Source organism: Niabella yanshanensis (assembly GCF_034424215.1).
Classification (GTDB): domain Bacteria; phylum Bacteroidota; class Bacteroidia; order Chitinophagales; family Chitinophagaceae; genus Niabella; species Niabella yanshanensis.
In genome coordinates this window covers 1,430,928-1,451,104 of record NZ_CP139960.1, presented here as the reverse complement: position 1 = coordinate 1,451,104, position 20,177 = coordinate 1,430,928, and the positions used below count along the sequence as shown (strand labels likewise).

General features: G+C 43.7%; 11 protein-coding genes and 1 tRNA gene. 10 read left to right on the top strand and 2 right to left on the bottom strand.

The features are described from left to right. Nucleotide 1 precedes the first annotated feature (1 nt). A complete protein-coding gene (gene dnaA, locus U0035_RS05690) occupies nt 2–1,435 on the top strand; it encodes a chromosomal replication initiator protein DnaA (protein ID WP_114789060.1) in 1,434 nt (477 codons plus the stop codon). A 70-nt stretch (nt 1,436–1,505) separates the two neighbouring features. Next, nucleotides 1,506–1,597, top strand: a tRNA-Ser gene (locus U0035_RS05685). Between the two features lie 183 nt (nt 1,598–1,780). On the opposite strand, the gene U0035_RS05680 is transcribed toward U0035_RS05685, so the two are convergent. Then, nucleotides 1,781–2,347: a GNAT family N-acetyltransferase gene (locus tag U0035_RS05680; protein WP_114789059.1), complete on the bottom strand. Its 567-nt coding sequence runs from the start codon at nt 2,345–2,347 to the stop codon at nt 1,781–1,783. Nucleotides 2,348–2,404: 57 nt separating this feature from the next. Then, nucleotides 2,405–3,433 carry a winged helix-turn-helix domain-containing protein gene (locus U0035_RS05675; RefSeq protein WP_245957564.1) on the bottom strand — a complete coding sequence of 343 codons (1,029 nt, stop codon included), beginning with the start codon at nt 3,431–3,433 and terminating at the stop codon, nt 2,405–2,407. A gap of 368 nt (nt 3,434–3,801) precedes the next feature. Between U0035_RS05675 and U0035_RS05670 the strand changes: the two genes are divergently transcribed. The 8 genes from U0035_RS05670 (at nt 3,802) to U0035_RS05635 (ending at nt 20,177) form a co-directional block, all read left to right on the top strand. Continuing rightward, the gene (locus tag U0035_RS05670; RefSeq protein ID WP_114789058.1) at nt 3,802–6,978 is read left to right on the top strand and encodes a SusC/RagA family TonB-linked outer membrane protein; all 3,177 of its coding nucleotides are present in this window, start codon (nt 3,802–3,804) and stop codon (nt 6,976–6,978) included. A 101-nt stretch (nt 6,979–7,079) separates the two neighbouring features. Beyond that, nucleotides 7,080–8,651 (top strand): RagB/SusD family nutrient uptake outer membrane protein, encoded by a 1,572-nt coding sequence (locus U0035_RS05665; RefSeq protein ID WP_114789057.1) that lies wholly within the window; start codon nt 7,080–7,082, stop codon nt 8,649–8,651. A 10-nt stretch (nt 8,652–8,661) separates the two neighbouring features. Then, nucleotides 8,662–9,561: a DUF5017 domain-containing protein gene (locus tag U0035_RS05660; protein ID WP_114789056.1), complete on the top strand. Its 900-nt coding sequence runs from the start codon at nt 8,662–8,664 to the stop codon at nt 9,559–9,561. 16 nt (nt 9,562–9,577) lie between these two features. Beyond that, the gene (locus U0035_RS05655; RefSeq protein WP_327138730.1) at nt 9,578–12,175 is read left to right on the top strand and encodes a glycoside hydrolase family protein; all 2,598 of its coding nucleotides are present in this window, start codon (nt 9,578–9,580) and stop codon (nt 12,173–12,175) included. 7 nt (nt 12,176–12,182) lie between these two features. Further along, nucleotides 12,183–15,593 carry a hypothetical protein gene (locus tag U0035_RS05650; RefSeq protein ID WP_327138729.1) on the top strand — a complete coding sequence of 1,137 codons (3,411 nt, stop codon included), beginning with the start codon at nt 12,183–12,185 and terminating at the stop codon, nt 15,591–15,593. Beyond that, the gene (locus U0035_RS05645) at nt 15,580–17,004 is read left to right on the top strand and encodes an SGNH/GDSL hydrolase family protein (RefSeq protein ID WP_114789054.1); all 1,425 of its coding nucleotides are present in this window, start codon (nt 15,580–15,582) and stop codon (nt 17,002–17,004) included. The genes U0035_RS05650 and U0035_RS05645 overlap by 14 nt, the downstream gene beginning before the upstream one ends. A gap of 39 nt (nt 17,005–17,043) precedes the next feature. Then, nucleotides 17,044–18,132, top strand: coding sequence for a hypothetical protein (locus U0035_RS05640; RefSeq protein ID WP_114789053.1), 1,089 nt, complete (start codon nt 17,044–17,046; stop codon nt 18,130–18,132). Beyond that, nucleotides 18,132–20,177 (top strand): glycoside hydrolase family 97 protein, encoded by a 2,046-nt coding sequence (locus U0035_RS05635; RefSeq protein WP_245957561.1) that lies wholly within the window; start codon nt 18,132–18,134, stop codon nt 20,175–20,177. Before U0035_RS05640 ends, U0035_RS05635 begins: the two co-directional genes overlap by 1 nt.

The following is a 20,177-nucleotide window of genomic DNA, read 5'->3' as shown; positions in this document are numbered from 1 at the left end:
AATGGAGAAAAATGCCGACAAAGTTTGGTCTAATTGTTTAAAGATTATAAAAGATATAGTAGAATGGCAGCATTACAAAACATGGTTCGAACCTATTAAGGCAATTTCTTTAAAAAGCAATGTATTAGTTATACAGGTACCCAGTCAATTCTTTTTTGAGTACCTCGAAGAGCATTATGTAAATTTATTAGCGAAAACACTGAAGCGTGAGTTGGGTAAAGAGGCTCGGTTAGAATACAGGATAATGGTGGATAGCGGTAATAGTAAGAATAAGCCGCTTACAATGGATGTACCGGGTACGGGTTACAAAACATATTCCAATAACGAAATGGACTTTCCGCTCGTGGTGAATAATTCTGTAAAAAATCCCTTTGTCATTCCAGGCATTAAAAAAATGCAGATTGACCCGCAATTGAATGTGAATTACACGTTCGATGCCTACGTGGAAGGTGACAGTAACCGGGTAGCCCGAAGAGCAGGAAAAACAGTAGCGGATAAGCCCGGAGCCAATTCTTTTAATCCTTTGGTAGTATATGGGGGCGTAGGGCTTGGTAAAACGCACCTGGTGCAGGCAATAGGCAACGAGGTAAAGCGCTTACATCCTAACAAAATAGTACTGTACGTAAGTTCAGAAAAGTTCATCAACCAGTTTATGGACCATAGCCGCAATGGCGCCATTAACGATTTTATACACTTCTACCAGTTGATAGATGTATTAATTGTAGATGATGTACAATTTTTCAGCAAAGCTGAAAAATCACAGGATGCCTTTTTTGCAATATTCAATCATTTGCACCAATCCGGTAAACAGCTGGTTCTTACATCTGATAAATCGCCGAAAGATCTGGATGGGGTGCAGGAGCGCTTACTAAGCCGCTTCAGATGGGGGCTCAGTGCCGATCTTCAGATCCCCGATTATGAAACCCGCATTGAGATACTCGAAAGGAAGATGAAGGCCGATGGATTGGATATGCCTAAAGAAGTGGTGAAATATATTGCTTATAATATTAACAGCAATGTAAGAGAACTGGAAGGTGCCCTGATCTCTTTATTAGCCCAATCTTCATTGAATCGCCGGGATATAGACCTGGAACTGGCCAAGAAAGTATTGCGTAACTTTATTAAATCATCCAGTAAAGAAATTACGATCGACACCATTCAAAAAATGGTATGCGATTATTTCGATGTAGCCTACGATAAATTATTACAAAAGACCCGTAAACGCGAAATTGTTCAGGCCCGGCAGATTACTATGTACCTGGCCAAAGCCTTTACTAAAAACAGTTTGAAGACTATTGGTGAACATTTCGGCGGACGTGATCATACTACGGTAATACACTCTTGTCAGACAGTGAAAGACCTGATGGATACCGATGCGCTGTTCCGTGAGAACGTGCTGGAGCTGCACCAGAAAGTGCAATTGGCAGCGATGTAAAATGGCTCAAAAAAACATTTTTTAAGAGCATATAATCTTAAAGATTTTCCCTTATATTTGCATCCCTTTTGGTGAGGTGGATGAGTGGCTGAAATCAGTAGTTTGCTAAACTGCCGTACGGGTTAAACTGTACCGCGGGTTCGAATCCCGCCCTCACCGCCAAAAGTTAAAAAGTCTGAAGTATTTACTTCAGACTTTTTAACTTTAAAGAGAATCCTATTAAATATTAATGGCGCTTTGCGTTAAATGAGCATTTGGGGATCCATGGATTCCTGATCCTGCTCGCACGTTGTTCTTTAGCGCGTACAACAGTCAGCTTTTTTCAGGTCTTTATTCATTCATGTATTATAATTTCATGCAGTAAAAGTCAAATCCGAAATTGAGCTGGCGGTAAATAGTAAAACCATGTTTCTGATACCAGGGCACATTCTGCTTTGTTGAAGTTTCTAACACGGGCTTCCTGTTGAGCCTTCGGGCTCTGGCTATCAGCTCCCTGAGCAACAATGACCCGGTACCTTTACCCTGTTGCTGAGGTTCAACGCCTATATACCATATATGATAAAGAAATCCCGGCGGATGTACTTTGCTGATCGCCTTGTTGCGTTTTAGTGCTCTTGGTAGATTGGATAATCCCATCGCCTTAATAATCAACCGGAGGTCGCATACAACCGATCCTGCTGTCGTTCGTTTCCTGTCGGGAAAAAGAATAAGTGCGCAGGCGGTTTGGTCTTCAGAAATAAATATTTCCCCGAACCGCAGGCACATTTCACACGAGTAGTTACCCAGCTCCCGGATGCGCTCCATTCTGCGTTTGTCTTGCTGAATAATATAGTTAACGCTTTTATTATCGTTAAACGCTTTCGTTAATATATCAACAATCAGCGCTTTGTCGCTGCGCGTTCCTTTTTGCATGGATTCCTTTTTGTACCTGTTGGCGGGCAGTGCCGAAATTGATCAGCGAAGTCCGGTTTACAAGGAATGTCTTTTAATTACCCGGGTGGTGTTTCTTTTTACAATGATCTTATCGTCTAATATAGCCTGGGCTACGGTCTTACCCATCGCATCAAAATCTGTTGAGATAACAGTGATACCATCTTCCAGTATTTCTTTTACCTCGGTATCGTTATAAGAGATCAGGCCAACATCCTTCCCCAGTTTCAGCTTCTTTTTCCTGGCCAGCTTTATCAGCTTTACGTCGTCAGTGTCGTACCTGCTAAAGGTAACATAGGCATTGCCTTTTTGAAAGTTTTTTTCATCTATTTCCGACTGGATCAGGTAGGGGTATTCCATCTCTGTACAATAGTGCAGGAAGCCTTCTATCACCAATCTTGCGTGAATCGCCTCAGAATGCGCAACCAGTATCAGGCGTTGATATTTGGCCAGTTCGGCTTTCAGTTTATGAAGACTATGGAAAATGTCATAGCCATAATCCTGGTAAATGCAGGTATAATTACCATTTAATCCCTGCTGGTTTAGATCGATGATAATTCTTTTTTTATCCGGTATCAAATTCAATAGCGGTGCTACATCTTCTTTCAAAAAAGTGGCGATCACATAATGAGTATATTTCCCCAGGTTTTCCCTGACTAGTTTTTCGAAAACCTGGTAGTTATGGTGGTGAAAGTAAATGTCAATATCAGCACGAGGCTGTAGCTGGTTAAAAAGATTCCGGTAAAGCTGCTCCCGCAAAATATTCATTTTATCGAGTAAGAGAAACACGCGGAAATTATGCTGGATGGTCTTTTTTCGTACAAAATAGCCTTTGCGGTATACCGATTCAATGATGCCTTTTTCCACCAGTTCATTTAATCCTTTGAGTAATGTTTCCTTGCTCATTTTTAGCTGTAGCTGTAATTGCTTCAGCGAGGGTATCTGGTCGCCAATATGCAATTCATCATTTTCTATAAGCGTGATAATGTAGTCAGCCAGCTGCTGGTACTTCATTTTATCTTTAGGCATTTTGGCGTTCTTGATAGCTGCCGTCATCGCTGCATTCATATGACCATTTTTACAAAAATAATAAACAAACCAAACCAGAACAGATTTATGTTATTTTCTTTTGCTATAGAGTTACCGATCCACACTCGCATACGTCCCATCTATATTGATTTTTAAAAAAATTAGTTGTGAAATAAATATTTTCTTATGTTTGTAAAGCCAAACCAGTCCAGACCAGACTATTTTTATTTTTAACGATTGTAAAATGCTTAAATGTAGTTTGTCATTACCAGGGATATTATTGATTCAGTACAAGCTTTATGATAGTCAGCATAGGGCTGCTGTAATGAAGTACGGATGGTTATTGCCTACGATACAATGATTGTTCCCCATTTATAAACCAGCTTTTTAAATAAGGATTATTGCATATGAATCGAAAATTAACATTGTTACTGTTGTTTGCCATCGGTTTTCCATTAGCCTGCCTGGCGCAGGCTGTAAAAACTATAACCGGTAGTGTTACAGACGAAAAAGGAAGCCCCTTGCCCAGGGTTACTATTACTATTCAGGGCAAAACTGCCTCGGTGCTTACAGACGCCCAGGGGAAATTTACCCTTGCTAACATACGGGAGAACGACGTGATGATCGTTTCTATGATCGGTTATACGACCCAATCGGTTAAGATTAGCAATGAGAACAGCTATGCGGTAAAAATGGCCACCAATAACCAGGTAATGGATGACGTGGTGGTAATCGGATACGGTGAAGTAAAACGTAAAGACTTAACCGGGGCGGTAGGCTCAGTTAATATGAAGGATATGGAAAAGGCGCCTGTGCCATCATTTGAAGATGCGCTGGCGGGGAGAGTTGCCGGCGTACAGGTGAGCTCTAACGACGGGCAGCCGGGCAGTACCAGCAATATCGTGATCAGGGGAGGCAATTCTATCACCCAATCCAATGCGCCTTTATACGTTATTGATGGCTTTCCAATAGAGAACCCGGATAACAATGCCGTTAACCCTGATGATATCGAGTCCATTGAAGTATTGAAAGACGCATCTTCTACCGCTATCTATGGAGCCAGGGGAGCCAATGGTGTGATTATGATCAAGACCAAGCAAGGGAAGACAGGACCTCCTGTTGTGTCTTATAATAATTGGTTGGGCATGCAGTACCTGCCAAAGCAAATACCTGTGATGAGTGCTTATGAATTTGTGAAGTACCAGCTGGAACTGAATCGTTCAATTGGTGAGCAGATATACTTCCAGGATGGCAAAACCTTAGAATCCTATAAAGAGGAAAAAGGGATTAACTGGCAGGATCATGTTTTTCGCGATGCCTTTATGCAAAACCACACCATTTCTTTAAGAGGAGGAACGGCAGCTACCAAGTATTCTTTAAGCGGTTCTTTTTTAGACCAGGATGGTATTGTTATTAATGGGGGTTTTACCAGGTACCAGGGACGTTTCCAGATAGAACAGCGCATTGGCAAGAATTTCAGGGCAGGTATTAATACCAATTATACCCAGGCTATTAAGAACGGCCAGATTGCTAATTTAACAAGCGATGATCTGAATAGCTCTTCAGCCGGTAATGCCTCATCTTATCTCTTGTTCAGTACCTGGGGATACCGGCCGGTTACCGGTTTGGATAATGAAGATGATTTTATAGACCAGCCTTTTGATGACCTGGTAGGTAATGCGGATCTAAGGGTTAACCCTGTAGTGAACTCCAATAATATGTACATGCATGTTTTGAACAAATCATTTTTTACCAATGCATTTCTGGAGTATTCCTTTCTGAAATATTTTAAGCTCAGGGTAAATGGAGGTTTAACAGAAAGCGATATGCGTTTCGAACGGTTTAATAATTCCAAAACAGCTGCAGGAAATCCAAGGACGGTCTACGGCGCTACTTACGGGATGAATGGTTCCATCGACAACCTGAATGTAAAAAACCTGCTGAATGAAAACCTACTTACGTTTAACCGCACCTTCAATAGTAAGCATCGTATCGATGCCGTTGCAGGATTAACAATGCAACGCAGTAGTACTGAGGGCAATGGATTTGTGTCTATTTTGTTACCCAATGAAGCTTTGGGTGTTAAAGGCCTCGATCAGGGTAATATTCTGAACAAAACCACCTCGGGTTCTTATGCCACACTGGTTTCTTTTTTGGGGCGTGTCAATTATGCGTTTAATTCCCGTTACCTGTTCACTGCTTCGTTCAGATCAGACGGTTCCTCCAAATTCACCCCAGCGAACCGGTGGGGTAATTTCCCTTCTGCAGCATTTGCCTGGAACCTGGGAAATGAACCCTTCCTGAAACCGGTAAAAACGATTTCCGCTGCCAAACTCAGGGTTTCCTATGGTATCACCGGTAACAACAGAGTATCAGATTTTGCTTACCTGAGCGTATTGGACCAGGAGGTAGGCGCAAATACGGGCAACACGAGAAGTGGTTATTATTTCAATGGAACTTATGTTAAGGGAACGGTGCCGGTGATGGTGGGCAATGATCTTTTAAAATGGGAACGTACTGCCAACCTGGATGCGGGACTTGATGTCAGCCTGTTGAAAGAACGGATCAGCTTAACGGCAGATTACTATTACAAAAAAACTACGGATTTATTGCTGAATGCCTCTATGCCTACATCCACCGGCTATTTAACAGCTTTCAAAAATATTGGTACCGTGTCGAACCGTGGCTTTGAATTAACGCTCAACACGGTAAATATTAACACAGAGCGCTTTGGATGGACCTCTAATTTTAATATTGCTTTCAACAGAAACCGGATCGAAGAACTAAATGGTGACGAGCCGAGTTTATTGACGCGGGTATCTAACTGGAACGGAAATTTCAATACCTCCCTGCCTTATATCGCGCTACCAGGAAAGCCGGTGGCTCTCTTCTACGGCTATGTTTTTGATGGCCTGTATCAGCTGAACGATTTCAATGCCTTGCCAAACGGCAGCTATGAGCTGAAACCGGAAGTGCCTAACAATGGGGGTGACAGGGCCAATATTAAGCCCGGCTTTATTAAATACAAGGACATTAATGGCGATGGGATAGTGGATGCTAATGATCAGACAATAGTGGGTAATCCTAATCCCGTGCATATTGGGGGCTTCTCCAATAATTTCAGGTACCGTCAATTTGATCTGAATCTTTTCCTGCAATGGTCTTACGGAAACGATATCTTAAATGCCAACAGGATCGTTTTTGAAGGCGCAGAAGCCCGCCGGGATGTCAATATGTTTAAAACCTACGAAGACCGATGGTCCATCGATAATCAAAATAGTTTATTGCCCGTTGCGGGGGGGTATGGGCCCAATGTATATTCTGACCGTAATATTGAAGATGGGTCTTTTATCCGTCTAAAAACGGTTTCGCTTGGCTATAATTTTCCCGCAACACTAATGAAGAAATGGAAGATACAATCTGCAAGGCTTCATGCTTCTGCTCAAAACCTGGTAACATGGACGGGTTATACCGGTCTTGACCCGGAAGTCTCTGTACGACATACAGCATTGACGCCTGGTTTTGACTGGAGCCCTTACCCGAGGGCGAGAACGATTACGCTGGGAATGAATATTACCTTTTAACGATAAATGCTTTTACAATGAAATGTACTCATAAAAATTCTTTTCATAAAGAAGTGTATTTGAAAATATTCCATTCGATTCAACTCAATAAATACCCGCGAATGAAATTGATTTACTGTTATACTCTGGTTGTACTACTGGTGGCAACCGGTAGCTGTAATAAAATACTGGACACTACACCACAGGACTTTGTTCATCCTTCCAATTACTACAATAGCGAAATGGAGCTTGAGTCAGCGCTTGCCGGCGTGTACGACAGGCTCGGCGATAACCGTATGTACTCCCAGGGTATGGCCTGTTATCTGGTTTTCAGCGATGAGTTTTTTATGAAGAGCCAAACTTCGGGTATTAATGCCAATATCATTGATGCCTCAACATTGGAAATAAACCGGCATTGGGAATCTATCTATGTAGGTATTGAAAGAGCTAATATGCTATTGGAGAATATTGATAAGGCTACAAGTGTTAGTGAACAGAGGCGCAACGAGATCAAAGGACAAGCACTTTTTTTAAGAGGATACTATTATTTTATGCTTGCAGATGAGTTTGGTTCTGTACCTCTGAAACTTCAGTCGAGTAAAAACCCCTATGAACCACCCTTACCGGGTACGCCGGTTGCCCAAGTCTATGAGCAAATTATCAAAGACATGAAGAAGGCTGAAGGCTTGGTGCGAACCATCTCTGATTATGGGTATAATACTCGCATTACCAAAACGGCTGTTCAGGGCATACTGGCCCGGGTTTATTTGACCATGGCAGGCGCTCCCCTTAACGATGTGTCAAAATATGCAGAAGCGAGAAAATATGCAGATAGCGTCATACAATCGGGCGTACACAAGCTTAATCCGGATTTCAGGCAGATTTATATCAATCATGTTCGGGAAGCATTCGACACAGGGGAGGGCATCTGGGAAGTAGAGTTTAAAGGAGCCAACAAAAACGAAATACAGGAAGGTGGTATGATTGGCAGCTATAACGGCATCACTTGCGGTAATAGAGATACCGGTTACGGATATGATTATGTTCATGCTACTGCTAAGCTCTATAACGCATATGATCCCGGCGACTTAAGGAGAGACTGGACGGTAGCGCCCTTCAGATTTGTGACAACCGGGCAAACCGTTGTAAGAACTGCCTGGGCTGCAGACCAGTTATATGAACGCAGCAATGGTAAATGGAGAAGGGAATATGAAACGCTACTGCCCCGTGATCAGAATTATACCGGTACTAACTGGCCTTTGTTACGCTATGCTGATGTTTTGCTCATGTTCGCGGAAGCAGATAACGAAGTTAATAATGGCCCTTCGCAGCAGGCATATATGGCTATCAATATGGTGCGAAGACGGGGATACGGTAAAGATGTGGGTTCCGCTGATCCCGCGATAGACGCCCCCGCCGGACTTTCAAAGCAGGACTTCCAGGATTTAATTATGAGTGAGCGCTTAAGGGAGCTGGCTTTTGAAGGCTTACGCAAACATGATCTTGTCAGGTGGGGCATTTATCCCTCCACGATGCAGGCCCAGATAAGAGAATACCAGTCTAATATGCCTGCTGCCTTAAGAGACCCGGCTATTGCCCAGGCTCAGAGAATCACAGAACGCTCGGTCCTGTTCCCTATCCCCAACAGTGAACTGGCCGTTAACCCCAATATTCAACAAAACCCCGGCTGGTAAAATTATATTTATGAAAAAGATTATAGCCATTGTCATTCTATCTGCCGCGCTTGTATCCTGCACAAAGCGTTATGAGCTGGCATCAGTGGAAGATTTTTCTGTTACACTTGAAAAAGCCACTTATAAAGTGGGAGAGCCGATCTTGTTTACATTTAATGGTAAGCCCGATAATATAGTGTTCTGGTCGGGTGAACCAGGCCGCAGGTATGAGTTTAGAGAAAGGACCGTAGTAGAGGGTAATATTATCGGGCTGAACTTTAAAAGCTTTGCTCAATACGGACCCAAACCTGTAGATCAGAGCACTTTAAAGTTGCTGGTTTCTACCGATTTTAATGGAAAGTATGATTCAGCTAATGTACTTGCCGCCACCTGGGAGGATATTACCAGTAAAGCAATACTGTCATCCGGACTGGATCAAACCTCTTCTGGCAATATCGACCTGAGTGAGTTTGCTGCACGTAATAAAAATATGGCATTAGCCTTCCGTTATAAGACTAATGTTGTGAAGCCTGATGGCGCCCAGAACCGCTGGGTGATCCGTTCATTTGATCTGAAAAGCGTAAATGAGCAAAACGAAGAAACCGCTATTGCTACAATGGCAACAGCAGGATGGAGTTCTTTTAGCTTCAGTGGCCCTACAACCAAATGGAGTGTCACTTCCGTACAGCTGTTAACGGTTACTAATCCGCTGGCGCTGGATGATGATTGGGTGATCACCAAGCAATTTAATCCCAATAAAACCAACCCGGACAAGGGGGAGACTATCAAAAATATATCACAGAATTTGTATGAATACCGGCGTGTATATACCAGGCCGGGGGTCTACAAAGTAACACTTGTAGCAACCAACGCAAACGTTAAAGCGTCTGCGTCTGCAATCAAAGAAATGGAGATTACGATCACTCAATAACAAAAAAATGAACCGATTGAGCTTGTATATTTTTGTGGCAGTGGTATTGTTATCGATACCTGGTATCGGCGGGTATAGCCAGTCGTTAAAAGCGCCTAAGCTGGAAAGTCGTGGATTACGCATGAACTGGGTATACACTAACGAGGGCTACCGGTTACAGCAGCTGCAGGTAAACGGGCAGCAGCAATGGCGTTCCCTGTCGGGAGTATCAGGGCAATATACCATACTTTACAGCAGGAACCAGCCCGGAATGGACGCCCAGGTGATTAAAGACGAAAAAGGAGGGGAGGTTTTGTTTCCTGAGCCGGAATATCGCTATATAATTCCAACCTGGAAGGCCAATACCTCAGCGGTCTCATTAAACAAAGAAGGAAATGCAGTTTCTTTCTATCCCCAACAATGCAGGGCGGTAGGGAATACGCTTGTATTTTCTCAGAACACGGATGTAGCGGATGTAGAAGCTACCTGGAAACCGGATCCTGTTCATGCGCATGATCTCAGGGTTACGATCAGGTTAACCGCCAGGGCTGCGGGCTACTATTCAATAGCTACGCCGGCTTTAACAGTAAACGATAAAAAACAATTTGACTGGGCCGTTATACCCGGTATTTTCCAGGGCAAAACAATTAATAATAACTTTGTAGATGCTTATGCCTATGGTCACGGTATCCCCGATGTTCCTGTAGTTGTAAGAGAAAGAACCGCTGCGGCACTTACTTCCATTTTAACCAACAAAGAAGGTGTTACGATAGCAGTGACAGCAGAACCGGGTACGGCCAGGCATCCCTGGTTGTCAGACAAATCTACCCAGTCTGATTGGTTATTGGGCTTATCTCTGGTCAATCGTAATCAACAATTAACACCTACCTTGTATCATCCTGTGCTGGGGCAACAAAAATCGTTCTTAAACAAAGGAGAGTCTATATCGTTCAATTTCAGGTTTACTATTGAAGATAAAAACTGGTATCCCGTTTACCAGCACGTAGTAAATGATGTGTATCGTTTTGATCAACTATTGCATTTAAAGCAAACGAATTTGTCCTTATCGCAAAGAATGGAACAGTTGCTGGGTTATGTAAAAAATGACAGCACTTCCCGGTGGCGCACATTTGACTATAAGGGGAGTATTATTGGCGCCCAGGAATATCTGGGAGGCGTTCATGAATCTGAAAAGGATGCCGTAAAAAATGCTGACTATGGTGCGATGTGGATGCTGGGAACCATAACAGGCGATTCGGTACTACAACATACCCGCTTACCCCAGGCGCTGAATTTTAAACTGGCGCAACAACATACGGCAGATGACTTTTTTAAAGGGGCTGCTGCAGGACAGTATTACCTGTACCGGTCTAAACGGTTTACAGAGGAATGGGGAGCTTATACGGAGCCCATCGCTACCACTTATTATATGATGCTCGATATCGGGAATGTTTTATTGTTTGAGCCAGGGCATCAAAAACTAAAGACCGAACTCAGGCTGGCTGCCGACTGGCTGCTTGCAAAGATGAAGCCGGAAGGATTTTGGGAAGTAGCTTATAACAATGGTACTCAAAAGCCGATGTTCACAGATCAAAAAGATTACCGGCCTACATTTTATGGCTTACTGGTTGCCTACAAACTACTGGGCGATAAAAAATACCTGGATGCTGCATTGCGATCAGCTGACTGGTTTATAAAGAACGCGGTGGAGCCCGGTTACTTCTTAGGCGTTTGTGGCGATGCCAGGTTTGCTCCTGATTTTGCAACTGCCCAAAGCGCCCAGGCTTTGCTGGATCTGTATGATATGACCAGGCAGGTTCGGTTTAAGCAAGCGGCCATCACTACCGCAAGGTATTATACTACATCCATATATTCTCACCCTATTCCGGATCGCAGCACTAAGAAGAATGGTGCGCGAACATTAGAGGATTGGCAGATCAGCCAGGTAGGTTTAAGCTTTGAACATGGGGGCACTTTAGGTTCAGCCAATCCCAGCGGACCTATACTATTAGCCAGCCACGCAGGTATGTTTGTTCGTTTTTTTGAGTTGACCCGAGATTCTCTTTTTCTTAAAATGGCCCGTACCGCGGCGTTAGCTAAAGATGCTTTTGTTGATCCTGCTACGGGTGTGGCTTCCTATTACTGGAGCGCTATGAACAGAGGAGCGGGACCTTTTCCACACCATGCCTGGTGGCAGGTAGGCTGGATAACAGATTACCTGATGTCTGAGTTATCATTGAGGTCGGGGGGGCGTATCGCATTTCCCTCGGGCTTTGTAACACCTAAAGTAGGTCCTCATAAAACTTTTGGATTTGATGCCGGTAAGATATTCGGTGAGCCAGCCCGGCTGGTATTGATGGATCAGCTCGTATCGTTTGATAACCCCAATATTGATTACCTCTGCGCACTCGACCTGGAAACAAAAAAGTTTTACCTGTTTGTATTGAATAATGATGATGACGCGCAACAGTCCACTTTGCAGATCAATCCATCACGTTTTATGGCAGGACATCGTTTGCAATTAGAGAGTATTAACTGCTTATCTGCAAATGGTAAACGGATTCCCTTTTCGTGGGGCGACCAGGTAAATATCAACCCGTACGGACTTCAGGTATACAGTTTCCGGTTCGATTAAACAACAAATGATGCATTGGAGTAGAACAATAAGAACAGTACTGCTTTTCATTACGATCCTGGTAATGGCGAATGTTTCTGCACAACAGGGAAAATACTTATTGCTGGGGACAGACTTCCAGTTTAAAGGTAAGTGGTTTACAGAACCAGACAGGGAAACGCTTAGCGGCCAGGTATTGCGTTGTATAGGCGGATCCGGTGACGATGCAACAGATGCACTTACTGTGATTGATATAAAGCAGGCGGGCAACTTTACGGTGTGGGTACGAACACCCGACTTTGATGTGAATCCCCGTACGCGATTCATACAATTGTTAGTTGGAGATATTACCCTGAAGAAGGCCGGAGGACATGGTCAGCCCGGATACTTATGGGAAAAAGTGGGCGCGGTGACTTTGAAAAATGCCCCCTCTCTTTTACGATTGCATAATTTTAATTATGGCCGGTGCGATGCTATCCTTTTCGTACAGGATAGCAGCATTAATCCAAACAAGTTAAACAAGCAAACCCTTCTTTCGTGGAAAGTAAGACCGGAAGAACAGCTGGTGTTGTCCGGTCAGCAACAGGCGGTAAGTGCTCCGCTTGAGCTGCATGCTGATGACAAAGTAGTAGCAACCATACATAACGAGGTGCTTCGGCTGCAGTTCGTCAGGGGAGGGGCTCATCAAAAAGCTATTGCGTGCAAAACCGAAATTAAGAAGGATGGTAAGTGGTTGCAATCAGGCAGTTCAATAGAAGATCATAAAATATATCTTATCTATGACGACACAGCAGTAATTGGCTATAATAAATATTATCCAACCTGGGACAATAAAAAACTAAATGCGCATTTTCTTTTTGAAGGGAAAAAATATGAAGTGCGTAAGCCGGGCGAAGAGTTTAATCCTTTCCAGGCGGGGAATTTTAGCGAAGCTATTCCGGTATCTGCCACCGCCATTGATCAGCAAACAATCGAAGTGCAATATGTAACGCGTAACAGTTCTGTTATTACCGGGCTATGGTCGCTGGCAGCCGGTAAAAAACATATTGACTTGCGCCTGACCTGCAAGACGGCGCGTCCCGGCTATTACAGTATGGGAGTAGCCGCATTCCAGGCTATTGCCGACGCCGAACTGCACAATGTGATGATGGCCCCGATGTTTCAATACAAGCGCATATCTGAAGGCCCGCAAATGATGCTTTCCTCTATGATGCAACAACCACTGGCTATCGTATCGGCTAAAACAGCACAGGGGCTGGTATCGGCCTATGTGGCCGCAGATCTGAAATCATTTCCCAAGGACTGGGGATCGGTAGACTTTGCACCGGTTGGATTTACTTTGAAGAATGAGCAGAACCAGCTGCAACCGGTAATGTTTTCGCCGGTGTTTGGTATGAAAGACTCCCGGTATCAGCAGGATCAGCTGATCGACCGCCATTTTGTTATTGGTATAACTACCGGGGATTGGGACAGCGCTTTGGAAGAAGTTTCTAACGAAGTATTCGAAGTAAAGGATTACAGGAAACAACAGGATGTTTCTCTAACTGATGCCGTGTTCAATATGATCGAACTGGCAAAGAACGATAGCGCAGGTGGCTGGGCTCCGGAGTTGAAAGGTTTTTATGATATTGAAGGAGATCCTAAAACGGCTCCAACGGTGGTGAATGCGACGCCCTTACTCAACGTGTCGCTTGCAGTGTTGCAAAATGATGAAGACCTGTATGTATCCCGCTCCTTACCTACCATTGAATTTACGATTTCAAGAAGCGGCTACCGGTGGGCCACAGATATTGTACCTACTGCTTTTAATGCAACCCGCGAAACACTAAAATTAAATCCTTACCAGTCACAGTTTACTACTTCTTATTACTTAGGCCTCCATCGTTTATTGGGCGAGCTGAATCCATGGCTGAGCAATATCGCTTTACCCGGAGACTCGCTTAGAGCTGTGAAAGGTTACTCAACCGATTTTCATAAATGGAACCAGGCGCTATGGGCTTACCGGTTAACCGGGCAAAAGAAATGGTTAGCAATGGCGGAGAAAGATGCTGACAATTTTGTAAAGCAAAAAATCTATACCAATACCAACAAGTTATTAAGCCATATCCCGTTTTATAACGCTTCTTTTTATGCGCCATGGTGGGACCTGCTTGACTTATACGAAACTACGAAAAATGATAAATGGCTGAAAGCTGCTGGATATGGAGCTTATTTTACGATTGCAGGAATAAGAAGCTATCCCAAAGTAGAAGATCAGCTGCAAATGATTCATCCGGGTGGTCGTTATGACGGGGTAACACGTATCTGGTGGAAGGGAAATGCTCCCTACCGGTTAGGTTTTCCAAGAAAAGACGGCGATGTGCAGGAAAAGAAGGTTTCCGAATGGGTGGTATCTCCCGTAGGGCTGGGCCTGGAACAACCGAGCACCTACTTCACAAGAGTTAAGGGGCAAAACGTACATCCGGTATTTATGAGCAGCTGGGCTCCTCACTTGCTGCGGTTGTACCAGTTTACTCAAAAGCCTATTTATGAGATCTACGCCCGCAATAGTGTTATTGGGCGCTATGCTAATTACCCGGGTTATTATGCAACAGGGTTTACCGATGTGCCCATGTCAGCTGCATTCCCATATAAAGGCCCGGATGTGAGTTCTGTTTATTACCACCATATTCCTGCACATATGGCTTTCAGCCTTGATTATTTAATCAGCGAAACGATTCAGCGGTCCGGAGGAAATATAATGTTCCCGTATAGTAAACAGGAGGGTTTTGTGTGGTTTAATAACCGTGTTTATGGTGGTGGTAAGGGTAAGGTATTTGATGATGAACAAGCAACTTTGTATATGCAAAAAGGATTGTTGTCTGTCAGCAATCCTGCAATTAACTATGTGACTGCAACATCTGACAGGAAGTTTTGGATATTGCTTTCGTCCGAAGCTGCCACAGAACAAACCGTCAATTTAAAGTGGTCACCGAAAACAAATGCTAAAAAAAGCGGTGCAGCTTTGGGTTATCAAAGTGACGGTAAATCCACTTCCATCGATTTTAAGGACGCAACCATGACTGTTATGCTACCTGCTAAAGGATTTAAAGCAGTAGCAGTCCCGTTAGAAACTGCCGTTGTTGCTAAAAACTATCCACCTGTTAAAAATGGTATGAAAGTGATCGACCTGGGAGCACCCTGGGGCAAAGTGTTTCTTTTTCGTATCCGTTCACCATTCGGGTGGGATACCTTCTATGGGTTTGCAGAAACAGCTCCTTTACAGAACTGCTCTGTTACGATAACCTGTAATAAAAAAACACAGCAGGTCAACCAGTATCCCTACGAATGGAGCTATAATAAACTGCCAATGAATGAACCTATTGCTGTCGCGCTTACGTTTAAAGATGATCAATCCAGGACGATATCTAAACAGATTGTGTTCAATGAAAGCGAATAAATTCTGCTTATATGTTTTTGTAATGATGAGCCTGTTACTGCCGGCTGTGGTGGTGTGTCAGTCGGGTATGGATAAGGACAGGATAGCAGCTTCACAGGCTGGAGCTTCGCCGGTTTATTTTGATGTTCCTGAATCGGGCATTACTTCGATACAGCCAGGTAATTACGAAAATAGCATGGAATGCCGGGTGCGTTTGGGCATCCCCGGTTTTTTCGAAAAAGCTAAAAAAGGACAGGATCTTGTAGTGGCTTTTGTAGGTGGAAGTATTACCCAGGCGAATTTTGGTTACCGGCTACAGACCGCTCATTATTTAAAGCAGCATTTTCCAGGTTCCCATTTTAAATGGATCAACGCAGGTGTTTCCGGTACGGGTACAGAGCTGGGGGCTTTTAGAATTGGCGAACAGGTATTGCAATATAATCCCGATCTTATTTTTATTGAGTTTGCTGTAAACGGAGCGTATCCCGATGGAATAGAAGGAATGATCCGTCAAACGATCAGGCAGCATCCTGGAACAGAGGTTTGCCTGCTTTATACAATTTTGACGGGGCAAACTGTATTTTATCAGAAGAATGAACTGCCTGCAAATATTAAAGGATTGGAGCGTGTGGCGGATTATTATGGGCTTCCCTCTGTTCAGTTAGGCATGGAAGCAGCAAGTCTGGAAGCGGCCGGTAAACTGATTTGGAAAACCGCGGGAGTGCAATACCCGGATAAAATGATGTTCTCCGAAGATGGCATTCACCCTACAATTGCCGGCGGTAATCTTTATGCTGCAGCTATAGCACGTTCTCTGTTGAAGATGGAGTCGCAGCAACAGAAAAGGAAACAGGAATTGCCGGCGCCTTTAATTACTGCGGACTGGGATGAGGCTACCATGGTAATACCCGGTCATATTGCTGAGAATAATAAGGGATGGCAAGCCATTGATACTGATCTAAACTCCAACCTTAAAAAATTCAAAGGGTGGTTTAGTGAAGTCTATGCTGCATCTCAGCCTGGCGCTTCATTTAGCTTCCGTTTTAAAGGAGATATGGTTGGCGTTTTTGATATCGGCGGCCCCGAAGCAGGACAGCTCGAATGGATCATTGATGGCAAGCCGGTGCAGCTAACCAGACAGAAACAGGGGAGTTTTATTTATTATCAGGCTGAAGTGGCAGAAGCCGCGAGTGCTACAGCTTTAAACCGCTTCAATGCTTATTGCAATAACCGATATCGCGGGCAGTTCGATATCGTTAGGTTGGTGAAGGGGACACACGATGTGAAAGTTTATGTGTCTTCACAAAAATCTGATAAACTAAAAATATTATCACCAGATCAAAGAGCCGACATTGAAGCTTACCCGGAAAAATATGATCAATCGGTCATTTACCTGGGACGCATTTTAATCAGGGGAACAATGCTTAAATAATATATCGGGTTTAAAATCTTCATCCCTAAAATTTTTCACATGATTAAATTTTCATTTGTTTTATTTGCCTTACCACTACTTTCTTACTGGAATTCATGTAGTAAATATGACAGCCCTGTAAAAGATAATCCTGGATTGAAGAAGGCATCTTTGACAGCCGGTTGGAGTTTTACATTGGGAGATCGTTCCGTTTTATCCCAGAGCACATTTCCCCCTTCTGATAGCGGGTATTATACCGATGGCGCCATTCCTTTAATCAAACTGGGTAACCAGTACTACGGCTTTTGGGCCAGATACCGCAATTACAGAACGGTAGCCAATTCTCCGCTATTAGAAAATCATTTAGGTCAGTTGAACCCTTTAACTCCTGTATTTGGAGGTAATCAGCCTAATAACGGCACCTCTAATGGTTTTAATGACGGGGGCATGTGGTTTATTGGGGTGAGACAGTTAAATGACGGTCGCTTAGCGGGTTTTTTTCATGCGGAAACGCACTGGTATCCCAGAACTACCCAAGGGTGGTATGCTTATAAATCTATTGGAGTTGCCTATTCAAGCGACAGTGGAAGATCCTGGGGCGCACCTTACCAGATATTAAAACATGAGGTGGATAAACCCGCAACACCGTCCTGGTCAGGACTGGGAGATGGAGCTGTAATTTATAATCACTTAAATAATAAATACTATTGTTACTACACACCTGCTACCGGGGTTACATCTATTTGTATGGCTGTTTCGTCCGACCAGAACGGCTACGTAGGGTCCTGGAAAAAATGGTATAATGGGTCGTTTTCAGAACCTGGCCTGGGAGGCAAACAAACCGCGCTATCTCCGCTTACAATGAATCCTGGCTCTAATCCTTCTGTTCACTGGAATACCTACCTGAATAAATTTATAATGATATGGCATGGGTGGGATGGTAAATTATATATTTCTGCAAGCTCCAATGCAGAAACCTGGGAAAATCCAAAATTGCTCTTGCAAGACGGACCAAAAGCCTGGTACCCGGCAATCATAGGAGTAAGTAGTGTTGAAGGAGGACAGCAGATCCGGTTATACTATGCATTCGACTTCAGGCCAGATGGCAGAAGAACCCTTGCTTCCCGTACCATCACATTTCAACTATAATGAAAATTTTTTTTGTACCGGCATCGGAAAACAACAGGTATACAATGAAACATGCAGGCTGGATATATAGTTTTATAAAATTCAAGCGTTTGTTAGACGCTGCCTGTATATTTCATGCCCGTCGTATGGTGCGTGTCGTCGTCTTAAGCATTGCTATAATACTTACCACATCAATTACCGGCCACAGTACAGAGCAACGATTAACACTTGAAAGCCCTTCCGGCTCTTTAATAGTGCAGGTAATTAAAAATGAACAAGGCGCTTTTTATACGGTATTGAAAGATGCTCAGCCGCTGATACATAATTCTGATTTAGGCCTGAGCATTGCTGGCCTTCCTTTGATAAATCCCAAAGCTTTACCAGAGCTTATTGAAACCGGCGATGTGCAGGTATCTTTAAACCTTCTTAAAAATAATTATAGAGAACGGGCTATCTCCTACAAAAGATACCAGGTAAGGTTGGGGAAAGCAATCATTGAGTTTGCTGTATTTGACAACGGTTGTGCTTTTCGTTATCATTTACCGAAGGGACAGCTTTATATTACAGGCGAACAAACCAGTTTTGTTTTGGAAGGTAACCGCCCCGTTTGGTTTTTTGAACGTGCCAATAACTGGAAGTTGAAATCCTATGCAGGTTTATGGCAACAAACCCGTTTGGATAGCCTTGATAAAATTTCTCCGACCGGTCCGGTTCAGGGTAAGCCATTGATTGTACAATTACCTGGCCCGCAATACCTGTTTATAACGGAGGCTGCATTATACAACTACAGCGGCATGCGACTCAGGGCCAGGAAAAACAGTCTCCTGGTTGACTTTACAGAGGGTGAAGCCGGTTTTTATGTAAACAGTCCGGCCGGATCTTTCACGCCCTGGAGGGTGATTGGCTGGGCGGCCGACCTGGACGGATTAGCCAACCAGTGTGTCGTGGCTGCCTTAAATCCTGCACCGGATAAAAAGCTATTTAAAAATACTAATTATATCAAACCGGGAAAGAGCGCCTGGAGCTGGATTAGCCGCGATGAAAATTACCTGGATCCCGCAAATGAAAAAAAGATCATAGATGCAGCTGCTCAACTTCATTATGATTATACATTAATTGATGACGGATGGGAACAGGCCTGGGTAAACAAATGGGAAGTATTGAATGATCTGGTGGCGTATGGTAAAAAGAACAATATTCAATTGTGGGTTTGGAAGGATTCAAAATTTCTCAGAGATTCCGTTTACCGGAATGCCTTCCTGGATACATTAAGTCGCCTGGGTGTGGCGGGCATCAAAATAGATTTTATGAACAGTGAAGCAAAGGAGCTTATTGATTTTGAAATTAATTTCCTGAAGGCAGCAGCGCGTAAAAATCTGATGGTCAACTTTCACGGTTGCCATGCGTCCACCGGTGAGTTCCGGACTTTTCCTAATGAAATGACTAGAGAAGGCGTGAGGGGGGTGGAGTTGAATATAATGAATGAGCCTATTCCCGCGTGGCATAATACAGCCCTGCCTTTTACAAGGTTTATGGTGGGACCGGCTGACTATACGCCAGGTTTCTTCAGCAATAAGGGACCTACAACCCTGACTCATCAGCTGGCACTTTTGTATTTGCTGGAGTCACCTTTTCAATGTATAGCTGAAAATCCCGTCAAACTGGTAAATGATCCGTTGTATAAAGCCATCGTTCCCTTTATCCGTGATCTTCCTGCCACCTGGGATAGTAGTATTGTGCTTTCGCAAAGCCAGATTGGTGGCTGTGCTGTCATTGCAAAGAGAAGTGGTAATGATTGGTACGTAGCGGCAATCAATGGGCAGGATAAGGAACTGGTTATTGATCCTGACCTTTCTTTTATAAAGCAATTGTCGAAGTATAAAGCTACTCATATAACCGACAAGGATAATCGCTTTAGTGTTGCTGCTATCCCTTCTGCAGATCTAACATCTTTGTCATTGAAGCTGGCACCCCATGGTGGTTGGTTATTGCGGCTAACAGGTAATGCTGCAACCAGGTCATCGCGTCGTGACAGCTTGATCAAAAGTAAATCTTTAAATCCTTAG

Excerpts from the sequence above, each read along its gene's own strand:
- dnaA (WP_114789060.1), top strand. The coding sequence starts at position 2 with ATGGAGAAAAATGCCGACAAAGTTTGGTCTAATTGTTTAAAGATTATA.
- U0035_RS05680 (WP_114789059.1), bottom strand. The coding sequence starts at position 2,347 with ATGCAAAAAGGAACGCGCAGCGACAAAGCGCTGATTGTTGATATATTA.
- U0035_RS05675 (WP_245957564.1), bottom strand. The coding sequence starts at position 3,433 with ATGAATGCAGCGATGACGGCAGCTATCAAGAACGCCAAAATGCCTAAA.
- U0035_RS05670 (WP_114789058.1), top strand. The coding sequence starts at position 3,802 with ATGAATCGAAAATTAACATTGTTACTGTTGTTTGCCATCGGTTTTCCA.
- U0035_RS05665 (WP_114789057.1), top strand. The coding sequence starts at position 7,080 with ATGAAATTGATTTACTGTTATACTCTGGTTGTACTACTGGTGGCAACC.
- U0035_RS05660 (WP_114789056.1), top strand. The coding sequence starts at position 8,662 with ATGAAAAAGATTATAGCCATTGTCATTCTATCTGCCGCGCTTGTATCC.
- U0035_RS05650 (WP_327138729.1), top strand. The coding sequence starts at position 12,183 with ATGATGCATTGGAGTAGAACAATAAGAACAGTACTGCTTTTCATTACG.
- U0035_RS05645 (WP_114789054.1), top strand. The coding sequence starts at position 15,580 with ATGAAAGCGAATAAATTCTGCTTATATGTTTTTGTAATGATGAGCCTG.
- U0035_RS05640 (WP_114789053.1), top strand. The coding sequence starts at position 17,044 with ATGATTAAATTTTCATTTGTTTTATTTGCCTTACCACTACTTTCTTAC.
- U0035_RS05635 (WP_245957561.1), top strand. The coding sequence starts at position 18,132 with ATGAAAATTTTTTTTGTACCGGCATCGGAAAACAACAGGTATACAATG.